At 43.7% G+C, this 19,077-nt stretch carries 19 protein-coding genes and 2 pseudogenes; 17 read left to right on the forward strand and 4 right to left on the reverse strand.

Annotation, left to right across the window (positions count from 1 at the left end; translation table 11 throughout):
- Positions 1-724: 724 nt before the first annotated feature.
- The 8 genes and pseudogenes from metG (at position 725) to G5B12_RS11575 (ending at position 7,833) form a co-directional block, all read left to right on the forward strand.
- Positions 725-2,698 carry a methionine--tRNA ligase gene (gene metG / locus G5B12_RS11540; protein WP_244096087.1) on the forward strand — a complete coding sequence of 658 codons (1,974 nt, stop codon included), beginning with the start codon at positions 725-727 and terminating at the stop codon, positions 2,696-2,698.
- A 2-nt stretch (positions 2,699-2,700) separates the two neighbouring features.
- Positions 2,701-3,180 (forward strand): cyclic pyranopterin monophosphate synthase MoaC, encoded by a 480-nt coding sequence (gene moaC / locus G5B12_RS11545; protein ID WP_021975919.1) that lies wholly within the window; start codon positions 2,701-2,703, stop codon positions 3,178-3,180.
- Positions 3,180-4,169: a GTP 3',8-cyclase MoaA gene (moaA, locus tag G5B12_RS11550; RefSeq protein WP_174088309.1), complete on the forward strand. Its 990-nt coding sequence runs from the start codon at positions 3,180-3,182 to the stop codon at positions 4,167-4,169. The genes moaC and moaA overlap by 1 nt, the downstream gene beginning before the upstream one ends.
- Positions 4,170-4,172: 3 nt before the next feature.
- Positions 4,173-4,661: a MogA/MoaB family molybdenum cofactor biosynthesis protein gene (locus G5B12_RS11555; protein ID WP_174088311.1), complete on the forward strand. Its 489-nt coding sequence runs from the start codon at positions 4,173-4,175 to the stop codon at positions 4,659-4,661.
- A gap of 374 nt (positions 4,662-5,035) precedes the next feature.
- A pseudogene (locus G5B12_RS18345) lies at positions 5,036-5,443 on the forward strand (MOSC domain-containing protein); the annotation flags it as partial.
- Between the two features lie 24 nt (positions 5,444-5,467).
- Positions 5,468-6,244 (forward strand): TatD family hydrolase, encoded by a 777-nt coding sequence (locus G5B12_RS18350; RefSeq protein ID WP_174088346.1) that lies wholly within the window; start codon positions 5,468-5,470, stop codon positions 6,242-6,244.
- A gap of 86 nt (positions 6,245-6,330) precedes the next feature.
- Positions 6,331-6,660: a nucleotidyltransferase domain-containing protein gene (locus G5B12_RS11570; protein ID WP_118070829.1), complete on the forward strand. Its 330-nt coding sequence runs from the start codon at positions 6,331-6,333 to the stop codon at positions 6,658-6,660.
- Positions 6,661-7,602: 942 nt separating this feature from the next.
- Positions 7,603-7,833 (forward strand): hypothetical protein, encoded by a 231-nt coding sequence (locus tag G5B12_RS11575; protein ID WP_174088313.1) that lies wholly within the window; start codon positions 7,603-7,605, stop codon positions 7,831-7,833.
- A 73-nt stretch (positions 7,834-7,906) separates the two neighbouring features.
- Here G5B12_RS11575 and G5B12_RS11580 read toward each other — a convergent pair whose 3' ends face one another.
- Positions 7,907-8,092 (reverse strand): DUF6219 family protein, encoded by a 186-nt coding sequence (locus G5B12_RS11580; RefSeq protein ID WP_021976030.1) that lies wholly within the window; start codon positions 8,090-8,092, stop codon positions 7,907-7,909.
- A 28-nt stretch (positions 8,093-8,120) separates the two neighbouring features.
- Positions 8,121-9,209 (reverse strand): pyridoxal phosphate-dependent aminotransferase, encoded by a 1,089-nt coding sequence (locus G5B12_RS11585; RefSeq protein ID WP_174088315.1) that lies wholly within the window; start codon positions 9,207-9,209, stop codon positions 8,121-8,123.
- Between the two features lie 285 nt (positions 9,210-9,494).
- On the opposite strand from G5B12_RS11585, the gene G5B12_RS11590 reads away from it, so the two are divergent.
- Entirely contained in the window at positions 9,495-10,439 is a 945-nt protein-coding gene (locus tag G5B12_RS11590) for a ketopantoate reductase family protein (protein WP_174088316.1), read from the forward strand.
- Between the two features lie 247 nt (positions 10,440-10,686).
- Entirely contained in the window at positions 10,687-11,367 is a 681-nt protein-coding gene (locus G5B12_RS11595; RefSeq protein WP_118062187.1) for a TMEM165/GDT1 family protein, read from the forward strand.
- An 8-nt stretch (positions 11,368-11,375) separates the two neighbouring features.
- Here G5B12_RS11595 and G5B12_RS11600 read toward each other — a convergent pair whose 3' ends face one another.
- Complete coding sequence (locus G5B12_RS11600; RefSeq protein WP_174088318.1) at positions 11,376-12,281, reverse strand: AraC family transcriptional regulator; 906 nt, start codon at positions 12,279-12,281, stop codon at positions 11,376-11,378.
- 159 nt (positions 12,282-12,440) lie between these two features.
- Here G5B12_RS11600 and G5B12_RS11605 point away from each other — a divergent pair, with 159 nt between their 5' ends.
- The 6 genes and pseudogenes from G5B12_RS11605 to G5B12_RS11630 all read left to right on the forward strand — a co-directional run bounded on the left by G5B12_RS11605 (position 12,441) and on the right by G5B12_RS11630 (position 17,414).
- Positions 12,441-13,796, forward strand: a complete 1,356-nt coding sequence (locus tag G5B12_RS11605) for an MATE family efflux transporter (RefSeq protein WP_118062185.1) — start codon at positions 12,441-12,443, stop codon at positions 13,794-13,796.
- A 63-nt stretch (positions 13,797-13,859) separates the two neighbouring features.
- Positions 13,860-13,988, forward strand: a pseudogene (locus G5B12_RS11610) (sporulation transcriptional regulator SpoIIID); the annotation flags it as partial.
- Between the two features lie 52 nt (positions 13,989-14,040).
- On the forward strand, positions 14,041-14,418 hold the full coding sequence (locus G5B12_RS11615; RefSeq protein WP_015541713.1) for a TnpV protein: 378 nt from the start codon (positions 14,041-14,043) through the stop codon (positions 14,416-14,418).
- Between the two features lie 130 nt (positions 14,419-14,548).
- A complete protein-coding gene (locus G5B12_RS11620; protein WP_008707144.1) occupies positions 14,549-14,917 on the forward strand; it encodes a BlaI/MecI/CopY family transcriptional regulator in 369 nt (122 codons plus the stop codon).
- A gap of 25 nt (positions 14,918-14,942) precedes the next feature.
- Positions 14,943-16,952, forward strand: coding sequence for a M56 family metallopeptidase (locus G5B12_RS11625; RefSeq protein WP_173733179.1), 2,010 nt, complete (start codon positions 14,943-14,945; stop codon positions 16,950-16,952).
- Positions 16,953-16,982: 30 nt separating this feature from the next.
- Positions 16,983-17,414 (forward strand): winged helix-turn-helix domain-containing protein, encoded by a 432-nt coding sequence (locus G5B12_RS11630; protein ID WP_022388636.1) that lies wholly within the window; start codon positions 16,983-16,985, stop codon positions 17,412-17,414.
- A gap of 30 nt (positions 17,415-17,444) precedes the next feature.
- Here G5B12_RS11630 and G5B12_RS11635 read toward each other — a convergent pair whose 3' ends face one another.
- Entirely contained in the window at positions 17,445-18,488 is a 1,044-nt protein-coding gene (locus tag G5B12_RS11635; protein ID WP_118137592.1) for a DUF6076 domain-containing protein, read from the reverse strand.
- Positions 18,489-18,803: 315 nt separating this feature from the next.
- Here G5B12_RS11635 and G5B12_RS11640 point away from each other — a divergent pair, with 315 nt between their 5' ends.
- A complete protein-coding gene (locus G5B12_RS11640; RefSeq protein WP_008707138.1) occupies positions 18,804-19,028 on the forward strand; it encodes a helix-turn-helix domain-containing protein in 225 nt (74 codons plus the stop codon).
- The last annotated feature ends 49 nt before the right edge of the window (positions 19,029-19,077 follow it).

The raw sequence follows: 19,077 nt of genomic DNA on the forward strand, positions 1-19,077 counted from the left end.
TGTCAATGAGAAAGAAAAGGTTCGTAGTAAGTTTGCGTCCAATTAAGTATTTAGAAGAGCTTTTAGAAGCTTAAAAAGTAGAAAAAAATAGAATTTGCAGTTGCTAACCATTCATGCGTTTGTCGTGTAAATTAATATTTCCCCGTTTACAAACCACTGGAAATGTGTTACGATTTTCCCATATGGAAAACTCGTGGAAGAAGAGAGTACATGTGTACACCACACTACAGGGAAATCCCCGGAGGACTTTTTTGAACGCAGATTATGAAGCGATTGCGTTTATGGATATGCAGCAGAGTGAAATGTGAAGATTCATTTTGTGCAAGAGTTCCGAGACTGAGAGGGATGTGCAGGCGCAGATGGAAGATGGCTTCAGAGAGGCATTGCTGACCCGGTTTGAATGCGATAAGCGGAATGCGAATGTCCCGTTTAATGGACACCGGCAGGCAGTGACAGGACCGCCTGTTATAGCGGAAGGGTATAGAGTTTGCTGTACCTGATGAGGTTTTTGCCGCGAGGCAGGAACGAACAGAAGTGGTAACACGGGTAATAACTCGTCTTCTCATATCGCAAGTGGTATGAGAAGACGTTTTTTTATGTCACAGGAAATTACATTGTAATCTTCCAATGGCATCGACAGGATTTTTCCTGTTTTGGCTGAATATGCTTTCAGTCAGTTATGAGTAAGCATACAATTATTTTTTATATTATGGAGGAAAGAAAAATGGAAAAGCAGAGATATTATATCAGCACTGCCATTGCGTACACATCCGGTAAACCGCATATCGGAAATACTTATGAGGTTGTTCTTGCAGATGCCATCGCACGTTTTAAGAGACAGCAGGGATATGACGTATATTTCCAGACAGGTACTGATGAGCATGGCCAGAAGATCGAGCTGAAGGCCGAGGAAGCTGGTGTTACACCGAAGGAATTCGTAGATAACGTTTCCGGTGAGATCAAACGTATCTGGGATCTGATGAACACATCCTATGATAAATTTATCCGTACAACAGATAAAGACCATGAAGAGCAGGTCAAAAAGATCTTCAAAAAAATGTATGCAAAGGGAGATATCTACAAGGGACATTATGAAGGAATGTACTGTACACCTTGTGAATCCTTCTTCACAGAGTCTCAGCTTGTAGACGGTAAATGCCCGGACTGCGGACGTCCATGCGTACCGGCTAAAGAAGAGGCATATTTCTTCAAAATGAGCAAATATGCAGATAAACTTATTGACTATATCAACACACATCCGGATTTCATCCAGCCGGAGTCCCGTAAAAACGAGATGATGAACAACTTCCTTCTTCCGGGTCTTCAGGATCTCTGTGTATCCAGAACATCCTTTAAATGGGGAATTCCGGTAGATTTTGATCCGAAGCATGTTGTTTATGTATGGCTGGATGCCCTGACAAACTATATCACAGGTATCGGCTATGACTGTGACGGAAACAGCAGCGAGAAATTCAACAAATACTGGCCTGCAGATCTTCACCTTATCGGTAAAGATATCATCCGTTTCCATACTATTTACTGGCCGATCTTCCTGATGTCTCTGGATCTTCCGCTTCCGAAACAGGTATTCGGACATCCGTGGCTTCTTCAGGGCGATGGAAAAATGAGTAAATCCAAAGGAAATGTAATTTACGCAGATGAGCTTGTTGAGTTCTTCGGTGTAGATGCTGTCCGTTATTTCGTACTCCACGAGATGCCGTTTGAGAATGATGGTGTCATCACATGGGAGCTGATGGTTGAGAGACTGAATTCCGATCTTGCAAATACACTTGGAAACCTTGTAAATCGTACAATCTCCATGTCCAATAAATATTTCAACGGAATCGTTGAGAACAAGAACGTTACTGAGCCGGTTGATGAGGATCTTAAGAATTTCATCCTTCAGGTTCCGAAGAACGTTTCCGCAAAAATGGACAAACTTCGTGTTGCAGATGCCATTACAGAGGTATTCTCCCTGTTCAAACGTTGCAACAAATATATCGATGAGACAATGCCGTGGGCACTTGCAAAGGATGAGACAAAACAGGATCGTCTTGCAACGGTTCTCTACAACCTGGTTGAGGGAATCTGCATCGGCGCATCTCTTCTGAAATCTTTTATGCCGCGTACAACAGAGCGCATTCTTGTACAGCTCAACGCAAACGAGAGAACTCTTGAGGATATGGAGCAGTTTGGTCTTTATCCGTCAGGAAACCGTGTAACTGACAAACCGGAGATCCTTTTTGCAAGACTTGACCTGAAAGAGGTTCTTGAGAAAGTTGAGAAACTTCATCCGAAGAAAGAAGAGAAAAAGGAAGAAGTAAAAGAGGAGAAAGAGGAAGCCAAAGATGTGATCGACATCGAGGCAAAACCGGAGATCACTTTTGATGATTTTGAAAAACTTCAGTTCCAGGTTGGTGAGATCATTGCCTGCGAGGAAGTTAAGAAATCCAGAAAACTTCTCTGCTCCCAGGTTAAGATCGGAAGCCAGGTTCGTCAGATCGTATCCGGAATCAAGGCTCACTATTCCGCAGAGGAAATGGTTGGCAAAAAAGTTATGGTTGTTACAAACCTGAAACCTGCCAAACTTGCAGGAATCCTCAGCGAGGGTATGATCCTCTGTGCAGAGGATGCAGATGGAAATCTTTCCCTGATGGTACCGGAGAAAGAGATGCCTGCAGGCGCTGAGATCTGTTAAATATGAAACTGAATCATTTTGATGAAAATGGCAATGCTGTTATGGTGGATGTGTCCAATAAACCGGACACTCACCGTACGGCGACAGCTACCGGTTCCATTCAGGTAAGCCCGGAGATCATGGACGCGGTAAAAAGCGGAAATGTGAAAAAGGGTGATGTGCTTGGGGTGGCCCGTGTGGCGGGTATCATGGGTGTGAAGCGTACTTCTGACCTGATCCCCATGTGCCATCCACTTCCCATCCAGAAGTGTTCTGTGGATTTTGAGACGGATGAGGATGCGGGAGTGATCCGTGTGTTCTGTACGGTAAAAACAGAGGGGAAAACAGGCGTGGAGATGGAGGCGCTGACAGGTGTTCAGGTGGCGCTTCTGACCATTTATGATATGTGTAAGGCAATCGATAAACGCATGGTCATGTCTGATATCCATCTGGAAGAGAAAACAGGAGGCAAAAGCGGAGATTTCCGTTTTGAGGAAAAATAATGATAGACAGGTGCGGAAGAAATATTGATTATCTCAGGATTTCCGTAACTGACAGATGTAATTTGCGGTGTATTTATTGTATGCCGGAGGAGGGAGTGCAGCATGTGGAGCGCTCCCTCATTTTGCAGGAAGAGGAAATTCTGAGGATCTGCCGGGTGATGGCAGAGCTGGGGATCCGAAAGATCAAGCTTACCGGCGGGGAGCCGCTGGTGCGGCCGCGGATGCCCCTGCTGGTGGAAAAACTGAAAAACATGCCGGGGATCGAGAAAGTGACTCTGACTACAAATGGTGTGCTTTTGAAGGATCAGATGCGGGATTTTGCCCAGGCGGGACTGGACGGATTGAATATCAGTCTGGATACGCTGGATGAGGTCTGCAGCAGGCAGATCACCAGGCGGGATGAACTGGGACGGACGCTTGAGGGGATTTCAGAGGCGCTGAAGTATCCGGAAATTTCATTGAAGATCAACTGTGTGCCTCTTGGGATTCCGGAGCAGGATCTCTGCCGGGTGGCGTTTCTTGCAAAAGACCATAAGGTGCATGTGCGGTTTATTGAGATGATGCCTATTGGAATGGGAAAAGAATTTCATGGGGTGTCGGAGGAGGAACTGCTTGGGATCCTTGGGGAAAAACTTCCGCGGTTTTCGCCGTATGTGGGGGAGCCGCTTGGAAATGGTCCCTGCCATTATTATGATGTGGATGGCTTTTCCGGGAAGATCGGATTTATCAGTGCGGTGAGTCATAAGTTCTGCGGGGAGTGCAACCGGATCCGGCTGACTTCCCAGGGGTTTTTGAAGACTTGTCTGCAGTATGCGGCGGGGCGGGATCTTCGAGGGGTAATCCGCAGTGGTGGTTCGGATGAAGAGCTGAAAGCTGTGATCCTGGAGGCTCTGGCGGAGAAACCGGACGGGCATGCTTTTGGCGGAGGGTTGGAGAAACAGAAGGATGATAAGACGGAGAAGCTTTGTATGGCTCAGATCGGAGGTTGAGTGATGAAGAGAGTTGCGGTGATCACTTCTAGTGATAAGGGTTACAGAGGGGAACGTGAGGATCTTAGCGGGCCGGCTGCGAAAGAGATTGTGGAAGCGGCAGGGTATGTGGTTGTTTCTATGGATGTTTTGCCGGATGACCGTGGGTTGCTGAGTGCACGGATGGCTGAGATTGCGGATCAGGGTCTGGCGGAGCTGATCTTGACTACGGGTGGTACCGGGTTTTCACAGAGGGATGTGACACCGGAGGCTACGGAGGATGTGATCGAGCGGCGTGTGCCGGGGATCCCGGAGGCGATGCGGGCGTTTAGTCTGACGATCACGAAGCGGGCGATGTTGAGCCGGGCTACGGCTGGGATCCGGAAGGGAACGCTGATCGTTAATCTGCCAGGGAGTCCTAAGGCTGTGCGGGAGTGCCTGGGTGTGATTATTGACTCGCTGGGGCATGGGATTGAGATTTTGACCGGTGAGGCTGGTGAGTGTGGACGGTAGTGTGTGGTGTATACTTAGACTAACGAACGGACGCCCAACGGAGGCAGGGCCAGTACGGTGACACGCTGCGCGGCCTGTTCGGCTGCGTCGCTGATTTGCTGCCATTCGCGCCAACTCGCCTGCGGCTCAAACAGGGCGCTCGGTGGCAGCAGCTATACTCGCCTCTCGACGGCCGCTCCGCTAACGTCACCGTACTGGCCCTGCCTCCGTTGGGCTGGCTGTTGGATGTGGTAGGTTTTATGATTAAAATTCATCTCTAGCGATTCATAATTCCTGAGGCTTGAGAGTTACATGTGGTAGGTTTTGGAAATCAATATTGCTGGTGTGATATAGGAATAAATTTGGTAATGATGTGTGATTAATAGGAGTTTGCTATGGGAAAAGTACTTGCGGTTTGTATCAGTGAGAAGAAAGGAACACAGAAGAAGAATGTCGGGTCTGCGGTTTTTGTGGAGGACTGGGGGCTTGAGGGGGATGCTCATGCTGGGAAGTGGCATCGGCAGGTGAGTCTTCTTTCCGGTGAAAAGATCGATGCATTTCGTGCAAAGGGCGCAGAGGTTGAGGATGGTGCTTTTGGTGAGAATCTGGTTGTGGAAGGGATTGATTTTGCAAAGCTTCCGGTTGGCACCAGATTTCGTTGTGGTGAGGTTGTGCTGGAGCTGACTCAGATCGGAAAGGAGTGCCACAATGGCTGTGCTATTTTTCAGAAGATGGGTGAGTGCATCATGCCCCGGGAAGGTGTGTTTACAAGAGTGCTGAAAGGTGGAAAAGTATCTGTGGGAGATGAGATGACTGTGGATAAAGGGATGATTTTTGATACTCATGCCCATTATGATGATGAGGCTTTTGACGAAGATCGTTTTGCCATGCTGGATAGTATGCAGGAGAATGGGATCGGGCATATTGTGGATGTGTGTGCTTCTGTGGGACATTTTGACAGAGTTTATGACCTGGTGGAGAAATATCCTTCCGTTTACGGCGCCGTGGGTGTGCATCCGGATGATGCGGATAAGGTGGATGTAGCTGTTCTGGATGAGATCCGTAGATATTGCGACATGGAAAAAACTGTGGCAGTGGGTGAGATCGGCTTGGATTATTACTGGCATAAGGAAAAAGAGGAGCATCTTCTTCAGCAGAAGGTTTTCCGCCAGCAGATGGACATTGCCCGCGAGAAAAAGCTTCCGTTTATGATTCATAGCCGCGATGCCGCGGAGGATACGTTGAATATTGTGAAAGAATATATGAAGGACGGAATGTATGGTGGAATTATTCATTGTTTTTCATATAGTAAAGAAATTGCAAGAGAGTATCTGAACATGGGACTTTATCTGGGAATAGGCGGAGTAATCACATTTAAAAATTCCCGGAAGCTGAAAGAAGTGGTGGAGTATGCACCACTGAATCAGATTCTGCTGGAAACCGACTGCCCGTATATGGCTCCTGTGCCGAACCGTGGAAAACGAAACAGCTCGCTGTATCTGCCGGAGGTTGTGAAGACGATCGCGGAGTTGAAAGGTGTCAGCTGCGAGGAGGTTGTGGCTGTGACGGAGAGTAATGCGTTGCGGGTGTTTGGGTTGGTTTGAGAGTACTATGCTATTTGACGCCTTGTATTTTATTTCTACGATTGTTATAATCAAATTATCAAAAAGAAGTGGAAGAAGGTGCCTATATGCAGAAAAGAATAAGGAATATATTGAAAGAATTCGAACAATGTATGAGAAATGTGTTCAAAGAAGATTTTTGCAAAATTCTTGTATATGGTTCCTACGCCAGAGGAGACTACAACGAAAACTCAGATGTTGATGTTATGATACTTGTCAATACTCCGTTGGAAAAAATTAATTCTTATTATGATCAGGTTTCAGACTGTGCTTTTGATTTTATGATGAAATATGGAGTAGATATTTCTCCGGTTATAAAAAATGTAGAACATTTTAATTATTGGAAAGATGATCTGCCGTATTATCATAATGTATTAAAGGAAGGGGTGGCTGTTTAGTGGATAATGAAAAACGACAGGCCCTTTCAGAGTATGAGGCGGCTTGTTTTATTAAGAATGAAATAGAGAAATATTTGAAGGAAAATAAAGACTTAAAAATGTAGGAATTGAAAATACACAAAGAGACTTCTCAAAAGATAAAAGATATTTTATAATTAGTAAAATAAATGTGAATTTATTACTTTTCAAGGTTTGAATATCATACGATAAGCGCAGATGAGGCGCTTCATTTTTAAATTTGAGGTTTGAGAATGATGTAAAAACGTATGGTATTCAAACGAGATATTTACAGATACAAGTGAAAAATACGTTTGAGAATGATGTAAAAATGTATGGTATTCAAACAAACATCCGAGGATTTGATGCATCCGATGTGTTTGAGAATGATGTAAAAACGTAAGGTATTTAAACAGAAATTTCATCAGCCGCTGTGCTTGCAGAGTTTGAGAACGATGTAAAACATATAATATAAAAAGGTAAGATAAGGATGAAGAATAAAAAAATATCTGGAAGCATTTTGTAAGTATAGGACTTGTTATTGCACTTGCTCTTGTTTGCAATATTACAGAATATACAATAGCATTTGCCGAACCGACAACAGCTAAGGTTTCTTATAAAATTGAGAAAAAGCAACAAATTAAACGCTGCAAGAAATTGACGGCACAATATTTTTATGAATTACCCCAGATAAAAGGAAACAGTTCTGCAATAAAAAAAAATAAACAAATCCTTAGCAGCGGATTATAAAGCATCTCTACAATACAGAAACAATTTATTTGAGTATTATGAGCTTTTAAAAAAATTTATTACATTAATAAATGCAATGTAACGTATAATCAGAATGGTTATATAAGCTTTAGGTTTGTTTCCAAATGGTATGCAGGGGGAATTGGAGAAAATAGGGAGTATGGCTTAACATATCGTCTTAAAGACGGAAAGAAGTTGGCAGTTCAAGATGTTGCATCTGGGAAGAAAAGTAATGTAAAGAAAAATATAGCAACCGCATATTCGAAAAAATTTTCCGGTCAGGGGTATTCTTATGTTATGAAAATGAAGTATTCAGATTTTCAGTTTTATATTAAACCTGGAAAAAAAGTCTTTGTATGTTTTGACCCATATGGAGCATTAGGAGCACACGGAAAAGTTGTGGTTGAAATAAAGGGTAGATTGTGAGAGTATACTATATATCTGCTTTTTTTCGCTGTCCGGCCTGTTGAGTTCTTAACAGGCCGGACGTTTTTTTACATCAATTTTCCTTTTCCTGTGTTTTCCCAGCAATCATCTTATGCCCGGAATAAATAGACATAATCATGCAGATCAAAGAAGCGCATGCAAAATACCTGTGTGCGGTTTTCATGCTTTTGCAGCCGGTGTAAAAGGCTGCGATCATGGTGATAAGGGCGCCCAGTGACCAGTATTTGTGAGATTTCATTTTGGTATCCTCCGTAAGATTTATTTTTTTACAGGTTTTTCAACACTTCAACAAGGCGGGAATTGTCCTCCGGCATCATGATGCAGAACCGTACAAATTCTCCATCCAGGCACTGGAAGGAGGAACAGTCACGGATTATCAGGCCCTGGCGGATGCAGGCTTCAAAAACATCATAAGAGGTAAGGCCTGGTTTCAGGATCTTAAGAAGAATGAAGTTTGCATAGGCGGGATAGACCTTATAAGTTGGAACGGACTTCAGTTCTTTGATCATTCTTGTGCGCTCAGAAAGGATCAGTTCACGGGTCTGGCGGATATAGTATTCATCCTGGAGCATGATCTCGCCGGCAAAGGCGCCCATGCTGTTAAGAGACCATGGAGTTTGTTTCTCCCGCATTTTGGAAAGGAAATCCATGTTTCCGGTGATGCCGTAACCCAGACGCATTCCCGGGGCTGCGAAAAATTTCGATACGCCTCGAAGAACCATAAGGTTGGTGAATTCCCGGGTCAGAGGAACGGCAGTGATGGCATTGATATCCGGAGCAAACTCAACATAAGTTTCATCGATCATTACGAAGATATTTTTTTCCGCGCAGAAACTGATCAGCTGGCGGAGATCCTTCTGTGAGATGGCAGAGGAGGTGGGATTGTTAGGGTTGCAGAGAATGAGAAAATCGTATCCCTGTTCCAGCTTTTTGCAAAGATCGGGAATGTCCGGCTCGAAGTCTTTGCTTTCCTGAAGGTGGTAATATTCCTGGGTGCTTCCGGAAAAAGAAAGCTCTCTGGAGTATTCGGAATAGGTAGGTCCCAGGATCAGGGTGTGCTTTGGAGCTTTTTCCTGAATGAGGAGGGAGATCAGTTCGCTGGAGCCGTTTCCGGGAAGAATAAAATCTGCCGGAATATTGCAATATTCGGAAATAGTATTGCGAAGGGTCGTGTATTCTCTGTCCGGATAGGAGGAAAAAATGTCAACATGTGCGGCAATGGCGGCACTGGCTTTGGGCGAGAGCCCCAGTGGATTAACATTGGCGCCGAATTTGACAATGTCTTCTTTTTTTAATCCGTAATAGCTGCAGATCTTTTCTATATCACTTCCGTGAAAAACGGGTTTCGTGTCCATTTTTGTCACCTCGTATTTTTATTTTTTCTACAAAAAATTTATATCCAGTATACATCAGAATCCATGGCATTTCCAGAAATTATAGCATAGAGACGGAAAGTTTTTTCGCTGGCGTGTTTTGTGTACGGATTTTACAGCAGATATGGAAATGCGGATGGCTGTCTGATAAAATAGAGCTATAAGCAGGAAGCAAGTGCAGACTGCAGACATCTGCCTGTAGCGATGCAATAATTTGTTGGAGAGCTATAATCTGGGACGGAAATAAGAAAAAGAGGATAAGATATCATGAAAACAGAAGATAAAAAGATTGCAGTGATCGGAATCGGCGGTGTTGGTGGCTATGTTGCGGGAATGTTGGCGAAGGCCTATCCTCATGTGACAATGGTGGCCCGTGGAGCCAGAGGGGAGAGCATCCGTGAGAACGGACTGGTGCTGCACAGTGATTATAAGGGAGAGATCGTTGCGAAGCCGGAACGTGTGGCTTCAGTCCGGGAAATGGGACAGCAGGATTATATTTTTATCTGTGTAAAAAATTACTCTCTGGAGGATGTATGTGAAAATATCCGGGATATGGTCACAGATGATACGGTGATCATTCCGGTGATGAACGGGGTGGATCCGGGGGAAAAGATCCGCAGCCTGATCGGAAGGGGAACGGTTGTGGATTCTCTGATCTATACGGTAGCTTTTGCAAACGCGGATTTTTCCATTTCCCAGCAGGATACTTTTACCTGGCTGTGCATCGGGATCAAAAACGCAGATCAGGGGCAGCAGGAGAAAGTGGCCCAGGTAGCCGAGATCCTGAAGGGCGCAGATATTGATTATAAGGATGACGGGGATATTGAGGTGGAGATCTGGAGAAAGTATATCCTGAACTGTGCGTTTAACGTGATGACGGCTTTTTATGATAATACCATCGGGGAGCTTCGCAGGGATCCGGTGAAGGCGCAGCAGTACGAAACTCTTGTGTGGGAGGCTGCCAGTGTAGGCCGTGCAAAGGGTGTGGCACTGACAGATGAACACATACAGGAGGTGATTCACAAGTTCCGTCATGTTCATGCAGATAACGCCACCAGTTCCCTTCAGAGAGATTTTCAGATCTGCAAAAAGCAGACGGAGCTGGAAACTTTCAGTGGTTATATCGTGCAGGAGGCGAAACGTCTGGGTGTTTCCATTCCTCTTTCTGAAGAGATGTATCAGGGGCTGAAGGCTAAGGCTGAGAAATTCTGATAAAAAGACGGGAGCTGCTTTTCACACTGCTATTGACAAAATTTCTCAACTTTGTTACAATGACGAAAATCAATTCCGTGAGGGAGTAATTCGCGTGTAAACGTGGTTTGTCAACATACTGGTGCATGCACCTGGCAAATCTTAAAGAATGAGACTCATGTATATTTTATTTCTATTATGGAGATAAAGTATACGTGGGTCTTTTTTTATGACTCCGGACCGGACACATATGCAAAGGAGAAGAAAGATGCTGCTATTTATGAAAGTGCTTTTTACCCAGTTCATTGCGGAAATGGGCGACAAAACACAGCTGATGCTGGTGGCAATGACTTCCAAGTTCAAGCTGAAGGATATCCTGCTTGGAACCGGTGTTGCGATCCTGGTGCTGAACGGACTTGCGGTTCTTGCCGGAGGCCTTGTCAGTACGGTAGTTCCTACGTGGCTGATCCGTCTGATTGCCGGTGCGGCGTTCCTGTTTTTTGCGGCAACAACGCTTAAGGGAGACGATGATGAGGAAGAGAATGTAAAGGACCGGAAAATTAAGTTTGCGCCGTTGTCTGTATTCTGTACATTTTTTGTTGCGGAGCTTGGTGATAAGACACAGCTTACTGCCATTACATTTGGAGCAAACGAAGGTTTAAGTGCAGCAGTTGTTGTATGGCTGGCCTGTTCATTGGGACTTTTTGCGGCAGATGTAATCGGCCTTCTGATCGGTTATCTTCTGAAAAGCAAAGCACCGGAGGGAATTCTCAATACAGTTGCGTTTTTTATTTTTTCCATTTTTGGAATTCTGACACTGAGACAGGGATTCGGGCTTCTGCTTGGAGCGGAATCTGCTATGATTCTTCCGCTGACAGTTGTGGTTACAGTAGCATTTGTGATCGTCTGTCTTGTGCTTTATAAGCAGTCAAAAAAATCTAAAGCATAAAATAAAATCTATTTACGGATGTTTTCCCGGTACTGTGTAGGGGTAGTTCCGGTAAGGAGCCGGAAATGCCGGGTGAAGTAGGAGGGGCTTGCGAAACCGCAGTTTAACGCAATGTCCGTCACTGGTGTGTCCGTGAGAGTAAGCTGCCTGGCGGCCAGAAGAAGGCGTCTCTGGCGTACATATGCCATAGGTGTGGTGCTCAGATATCTTTGAAAAATACGCTGGCATTCTCTGGCACAGATGCTGGCAACTGCCGCAATATCTTTTACGGAGATATTTTTTTCCAGATGCTGATCGATCCATGCCAGCATTTGCTTCAGGCGTAGTTCCTGGATTTCGGGAAGCTGTGGGGCAGAAAGGCCGCGGTTCTTTTCCAGAATGATCAGAAGTATTTCGGAGAGGGCGTTGCGTACCTGAAATTCATAGCCGGGCAATTCATCGGCGCAGGCAGAAAAGGCGTTGTCAAATGCCTGAAAAAAATGTTTATCACAAGATCCCGGGACGATATCTCCCGGGATTTTTATGAAAGCGGCGCCTTTTTCCATAAGGGGACGGATATAGCGGATATCAAAAACACTGCCCGGGGCGCCGCTTATGATCGATGGATCAAACACAAAAGAACGGTACAGGCACGGGGAAGGGACAAGACCGATAAAAGAATGAAGAATGCCAGTATTGATAAAACAGCCTTCCCCTGCATGGACATCGTAAAAAGTATCACCGATCCCGATTCTGACGCTGCCTTCCATCAGCATAAAAATCTCCAGTTCATTATGCCAGTGTGCGGGAATATTTCCGGTAATGAATTTATGGATATCGCCTCTGTTTGCAACCAGATCGAAGAGATATCTTTCCTGTTCCGGGAATTCCTGTTGGTGGATATCGGTTTCCACCCAGTTTGCATTACGTATCATAAAAAATCTCCCTGTCGTTTTTGTTATAGTATACACCGCTATTTTTACAGCAGCAACTGTGTGTCGGATTGTATAATAAAAGAAAATACTGATGTCTGTTTTACAGACGGTGATTAAGAAGGATGTCAGTTGCCATATGGATCAGGGAGGAAAGTTATTATGGATCTGAAAAAGAAAAGTCAAACGATGGACATGACGAAGGGAAGTCCGACCTCGCTTTTGCTGCGTTTTGCCATGCCGCTTTTTCTTGGAAATCTGCTTCAGCAGTTTTATAATCTTGTAGATACCTCGATTGCGGGAAATCTGCTGGGGGATGGAGCGCTTGCACAGATTGGTGCTACTGCGGCGTTATATAGTCTGATCACGAATTTTGCGTTTGGAATGAATAATGGACTGGCTCTTGGAGTGAGCCGGAACTTCGGAGCAGGAGACCAGCAGGGAGTGAAGAAGTCGGTGTGCTGGATGACGTGTTTGTCCTGCTTTTGCTCAGTTGTTCTGACTGTCGCTTTTCTGATATTTCGAAAAGGGCTGCTTCAGGTGATGCAGATCCCGGATGATGTGATGGACGGAGCTTTGCGCTATCTGACGATCATTCTGGCGGGAATTCCGCTGACTATGCTGTATAATCTGGAGGCGAGTCTTTTACAGGCTGTAGGAAACAGTGTGATGCCCCTTGTTTTTCTGCTTTTCAGCAGTGTCCTGAATGTGGGACTGGATTTCTGGTTTATGGGACCGTTGGGACTGGGAGTACAAGGTGCTGCGTCTGCGACAGTTCTGGCTCAGGGAATCAGCGCCGGGATCGGTTTGGGGTATATTGTGCGCTATTATCCGGAACTGAGATTTTCGAAAAATGAATTCAAAGTGAAGAAGAATTTTGTAATAGAGATGTTTTTCTCCGGTTTAAGTATGGGGATGATGAATGCTATTTATTGTATTGGCAGTGTGATCCTTCAGAGCAGTATCAATGCACTTGGAAGTGTTTATATTGCGGCGCAGGTTGGAGGCAGGAGGCTTGCGGAACTGTTTTATATTCCAGGACTGGCACTTGGAACCAGCACGGCGATCTATGCCAGCCAGAACTATGGAGCGGGCCTGGGAAAAAGAATCCGCAGAGGCTGTCGGACAGCAATTCTTCTGTATGGGATCTGGTGGATCATTGCACTTATGTTTACTTTTACCCTGGCACCGGCAGCGATCCGGCTTCTTACCGGAAGCAGCAACCCGGAGGTGATCTCTAACGGACTGCTTTATCTTCGGGTCAGCATCCCCATGATTCCGCCAATGGCAGTGCTGGTAATCTTACGAAACGCACTGCAGGGAATGCAGCACCTGAAAGCACCTTTGATATGCAGTACGTTGGAACTGATCGGTAAAGTTATCTTTGCCATCTGGCTCGTCCCGGTCTGGGGCTATATCGCCGTATGCATCTGCGAACCTGTGACGTGGGTGATCTGCTGTGCGTTTATTGTCGGGGCTGCGGTGGTTTTCCGGAAGGAGTTTCAGACAGCAGAGTGACAGGGTACATACCTTTCAGATCTTTTGCATACACTGTAAAAAAGCGTCTTCGGGGGCTTGGCAGTGAAAGATTATATTGAGGAACGTGCAGTTGAGATCGCAGGATATATTGTGGAAACAAAGGCGACGGTGAGGCAGGCGGCGAAGAAGTTCGGGATCAGTAAGAGTACGGTACATATAGAAGTAACAAAATAGAACGGTTCGTTTGGGCAATATATTAAACAAAATCAAGGAGGAACGAACCATGAAGGAACTGAAACCAAGAATTACAGAGAATGGCATCGAATATGTGCTTGTCGGGGACTATTACATCCCGGATTTGAAGTTGCCGGAGGAAAACCGACCTATCGGTAAGTACGGACAGATGCATAGGGAGTATCTGAAAGAGCAGTGCTACGGTAGATATTCCAGTTTACTGCTGACCGGAAAACTTTGGAGCTATCTGGAGGATTTGGACGAACAAGCGGAGGAACGGTTTACGTGTATTGTTGATCAGATGAAAGCGGCTGAGGGAGTGACGGAGGAATTGAAGCGGAAAGATGCTATGCTTTGGGTACAACGGTGTAATAATATTAGAAACAGAGCAGAAGAAATTGTACTGAATGAAATGGTTTATATTTAGTATGGAGCAGTCAGCCGAAAGGCTGGCTGTTTTTCTTTTCCTAGCGACAGAAAATGATTGACAATGCTATAAGACTGTGGTAGTCTGAAAACAAGAACAGACTACTGTAGTCTTATAGGAGGCGAAACAAGTGACAGAGGAAAATATCAAACTTTTTGATTCGGAATTAAAGGTAATGGATGTTCTGTGGAAGGATGGTGACGTGCCAGCGAAATATGTTGCAGATACTTTAAACAGAGAAGTCGGCTGGAATAAAAACACAACGTATACATTGATTAAGCGGTGTATCAATAAAGGCGCGATTGAACGAACGGAACCGGGATTTATGTGCCATGCGCTTATAGCAAAAGAACAGGTACAGGATCTGGAAACAGATGAACTTATTGATAAGATATATGATGGATCTGTTGACAAGTTGTTTGCGGCACTTCTTGGCAGAAAAAAACTTTCTATGGAGCAGATTAAGAACCTGAAGCAGATCGTCAGTGAATTGGAATGAGGTGATGTATATGAGCCTGCTGCAAATGAGTTTTCTGGGAACGGTTATTATTTTACTTATTGTGGTATTAAGGGCTGTGCTTATCAACAGATTACCGAAGAAAACATTTTTGATTTTATGGTGGATTGCATTAATACGGTTATTAGTTCCATTTTCCATAAAATCAGTCACAAGTATTTATTCTCTGTTGCAGAGTATTTATTCTGATATAAACCCAGTGAGAACGGCGCAAACGACAACATTTTTACCCATTCATGGGAATATGCCTGAGATAGCAAATGGATTATCAGAGGCTATGGTACAGAGAACAGAATCCATTTCGATTTTGAGTGTAATATGGCTGGCAGGTCTGTTACTTTGTTTTGGATTTTTTGCGGTTTCCTATATAAAATGCTATCGGGAATTTCGATTTTCGCTGCCTGTTGAAAATGATATTTTGGAAGCATGGAAGGAAAAACATCCACTAAAAAGGAGTCTATCCATCCGGCAGACAGAAACCATAGCTGCACCACTTTCTTATGGTGTGATTCGCCCAGTTATTTTAATGCCAAAAAATACAGAATGGAAAAATATTTATCAGCTTCGTTATGTGTTGGAACATGAATATGTGCATATCAGACGGCTTGATATGCTTACAAAGCTGATAATGATTGCTGCAGTATGCATTCATTGGTTTAATCCGCTTGTGTGGGTAATGTATATTCTTTTTAACAGAGATTTGGAATTATCCTGTGACGAAACCGTAGTCCGCAGATTTGGAATGGATATAAAGTCGGTATATGCAACTGCTTTAATATCTATGGAAGAAAAAAAGAGCGGACTGACACCATTATGTAACAGTTTCAGTAAAAATGCGATTGAAGAAAGGATAAGAGCAATTATGAAGATAAAGAAGACATCTAAGTTTGCAGTAATGATAAGTGCAGTATTGGTAATTGGCGTGACAGGTGGATTTGCAACTTCCGCATCATCCTTGGAGAAAAATACAGAGACAGCGCAGGAAAACGGTGAAACAATAGTTGCTTTAAACGAAGTGAATATCCGGGAAGATGAACCACTTTCAAGTTCGGATGTGGAATGGTGGACAGCAGAAGAGTATGCGAAATGGCTGGACGAGGAAAAAGAAGTTCTGCAGTCTATGATTGGTGAAAAAGCTTATACAGGCGGCGACGGATGGTTTGTATGGACACAGGAAAAGGTAGATGAGACGATTGCACTTTATGAGGATAATCTTCAAAAAATAAAAGATGGGATGAAGTTGTCGAAATCATCTGATGATGCAGTGGGAATTACAATGGCATATTCTCCGGAAAATATAGAATATGCGAAGCAGGAAGCAGAAACGGTCACCGAAAATAAAGACAGTAATGAAAATGTATTCAGCGAAGAACAGCTTTCTGAATATGCAAAAGCGGGAATAACTTACCAGAAAGAAACAGGATTTCTGATGTATGATGGAAAGACCATTGGATATTTCCGGGATGAGTTTAAGCCGGGTACTTATACAATAAGTTCCAAACGTGGAGGTACGCTTCGAGTTGAAGTGCAAAGGGAAAACTATGGCACCATCACAGACGTAAAGGCAGAACCGTTATCAGATGATTTTTGGTCAGAACCGGCGGCATTGGTTGAAAGTTCCGGCGGAGAAGCTGTAACTGCAGATGAAATGAAAGGATCTGTTTTTGAAGAAGGAGGAAGTGAGAACATAGCGGCTGATGACATGGGCGAATATAGCAGTGAAGAGGGAAAAGGTCTTAATATTGCTGTTCCACAGGAGTATGCTGATTATGGAGTATCCTGTGATGCTCAAGGAAACTGGGTTTATAATGGTAAGATTATAGCAGATTTATATGATGAGGGAAGGGGAATCTTTTCTAACAGCAACGGCACTATGTACATTGAAGTAACGAGAGACAAAAGTGGAAAGATTAGCAGCTTTCAAAAAGTAAGCAAAAATAGAATGCAGGAATTATTTACTGAATTTAATCCGGAAACGGAAACATTTGCGGAATATAATTCAGAGGCGAAGCATTAAGTTAGTGCTAAATGAAACGAGGATGATTAAGTGGGAAAAATATTGCTGGTATCATTCGAGGGAGATGAGGAAGAGTTGGTAAATTCTGTTATTTCCGTGTTAGATTCCGGCAGAGAAAAATTCCTTTTTCAGGAAATACAACTTCAATCGAAAATAAGGCATAAGGGTATAGCGATTGATTTGAAACGGAGGGAAGTTGTTCGTGATAATAGAAAAATAGAATTAACTTACACTGAGTTTGAAATCCTGCAGTTATTAGCACAAAATCCAGGAAGGGTATTTAGTAAGGAGCAGATTTATGATGTAGTCTGGAAAGAAGCCTATTCTGGCGATTACAATATTGTCATGAGTCATATCAGCCATATTCGTGAGAAGATAGAAGATGATCCGGGCAACCCGGTATATATTCAAACCGTCTGGGGTGTAGGATACAAGTTTAATGAGAGGGCAGGCAGCGAGTAAATTCGCTGCCTTTCCTTTACAGGGATGGATTCAGATTTCGCTGAGTTTCAAGATAATATTGCTCTGCTGATACAGCCAGTCCGTGAATTCCGTTGGCTTGGTTGTTCCTGCCTTTACAGCTTTCTTACGCCGCAGAGCTTCTTTCTTAAAAAGGTCAAACGCAGTTTTCATTTCTTCCAGACGTTCAATCGGAAAATCAGCAGTTTTTTTGGATTTATTGATTTTATTACGCCAATTCTGGCATTCATTTTTATAAAGCAAATCATAGTTATTTTCTCTGGCTCGTTCATCAAATTCCCTTTTATTTTGAAGTGCCTGTGCTTTACGGCACTTATCACTGCATAGTTCATAACGCTGGTTTTTTGCCAGAAAATATTTTCCACAGACTTTGCACTGACGGAAACAAAGGCCCCAGTCATTCAGCCGATTCAAGTAATAAGTGATAAGCGGATAAAAAGAGCTGTAGGCAGCTACGCATTCTGTTCTGCGCCTATTATCCGGAAACCAAAGTTCAAGTCGAGTGATTTCAGCAGGAGTGTTGCGGAAATAAAGACTGCCAGTATGAAAACGTTCTGGTTTTCCGGTATCAGAATTAAAATTCATGACATTTTCTGTTTGGAATGCCTGAGTCAAAATTTGGATTTTTTCTATAAAACGATCACAGGCAGTATTACGGTCACGATATTCCCTTGTAACAAGATATTCATTCCAAATACGGAATGTAGCATACATTCTCACCGGATCACCGGTGAGATATTTTTTTGCCAGAAAATCACCAGCAGTCTGTTCCAGTGCAGGCTGTTTCCAACGGTTAGTGTGCAATGCATCACGTAGGGGAGCAAGTCCATATATATTCCAGTTCTTTTCTTTATCATATTCAAAATCTATCAGAAAACGTCCTAGAGGACGTGTTATATCATATATGACATCGTTATCTTTATTTCCGTCCAGTCGAAAACGGATTTGCTGTTCCGTTCCGATTAAAATTCGCTCCTTCATTTTGTCTCTATCCAATGCCAGAACGAAGAGGATGTGGTCGTAGCAAGGTTCTTGCCTTATAAATTGATAAGCCATTTCTATTTGCTCCTGTTTAGTATGGTAATTTTAAAAAATATAATATTAGTTACATTTATGGTATCGCGAAAGTATTGAAAAGTCAAGATGAGATTGATAAGATACGATTGCATGGTAATTTCGTACTATGCAGTGTACTTTGACAACTTTATGACCGTCTAACCTGAGATAAACCGCCATGACCTTCGATAAAAGAAGTGAGCGCATCCGAATGGATGACGTGTTGTATGCCTTGACAGCAGTATGACTCAGGAAACAGGAAAGATAAAACGGCAATGAGAAGCTAAAAAATGAGATCAAAAATGGAGGAACAACATGAGTGAAAATAAGAGATTAAACAATTATGATGAACTGCCTCTTGTACTGGATGTGGCTGATATTCAGCGGATTATGGGGATTTCCAGAGTAACGGCTTATGAACTGGTTCATACACCCGGTTTTCCGGCATTTCGAAGCGGCAGATTAATTAAGGTTAGTAAAATTGCTTTTTTCGAATGGATGGCAAAGGGGAATGGAAGGGTGCCAGAGAATAGTAACTAAATCTGGAGCAGAGCGGAGAGCGAAGTCTTTTGTGCAGGTTAAGGGCGGC

The organism is Blautia sp. MSK.20.85 (genome assembly GCF_013317245.1).
GTDB lineage: Bacteria > Bacillota > Clostridia > Lachnospirales > Lachnospiraceae > Blautia_A.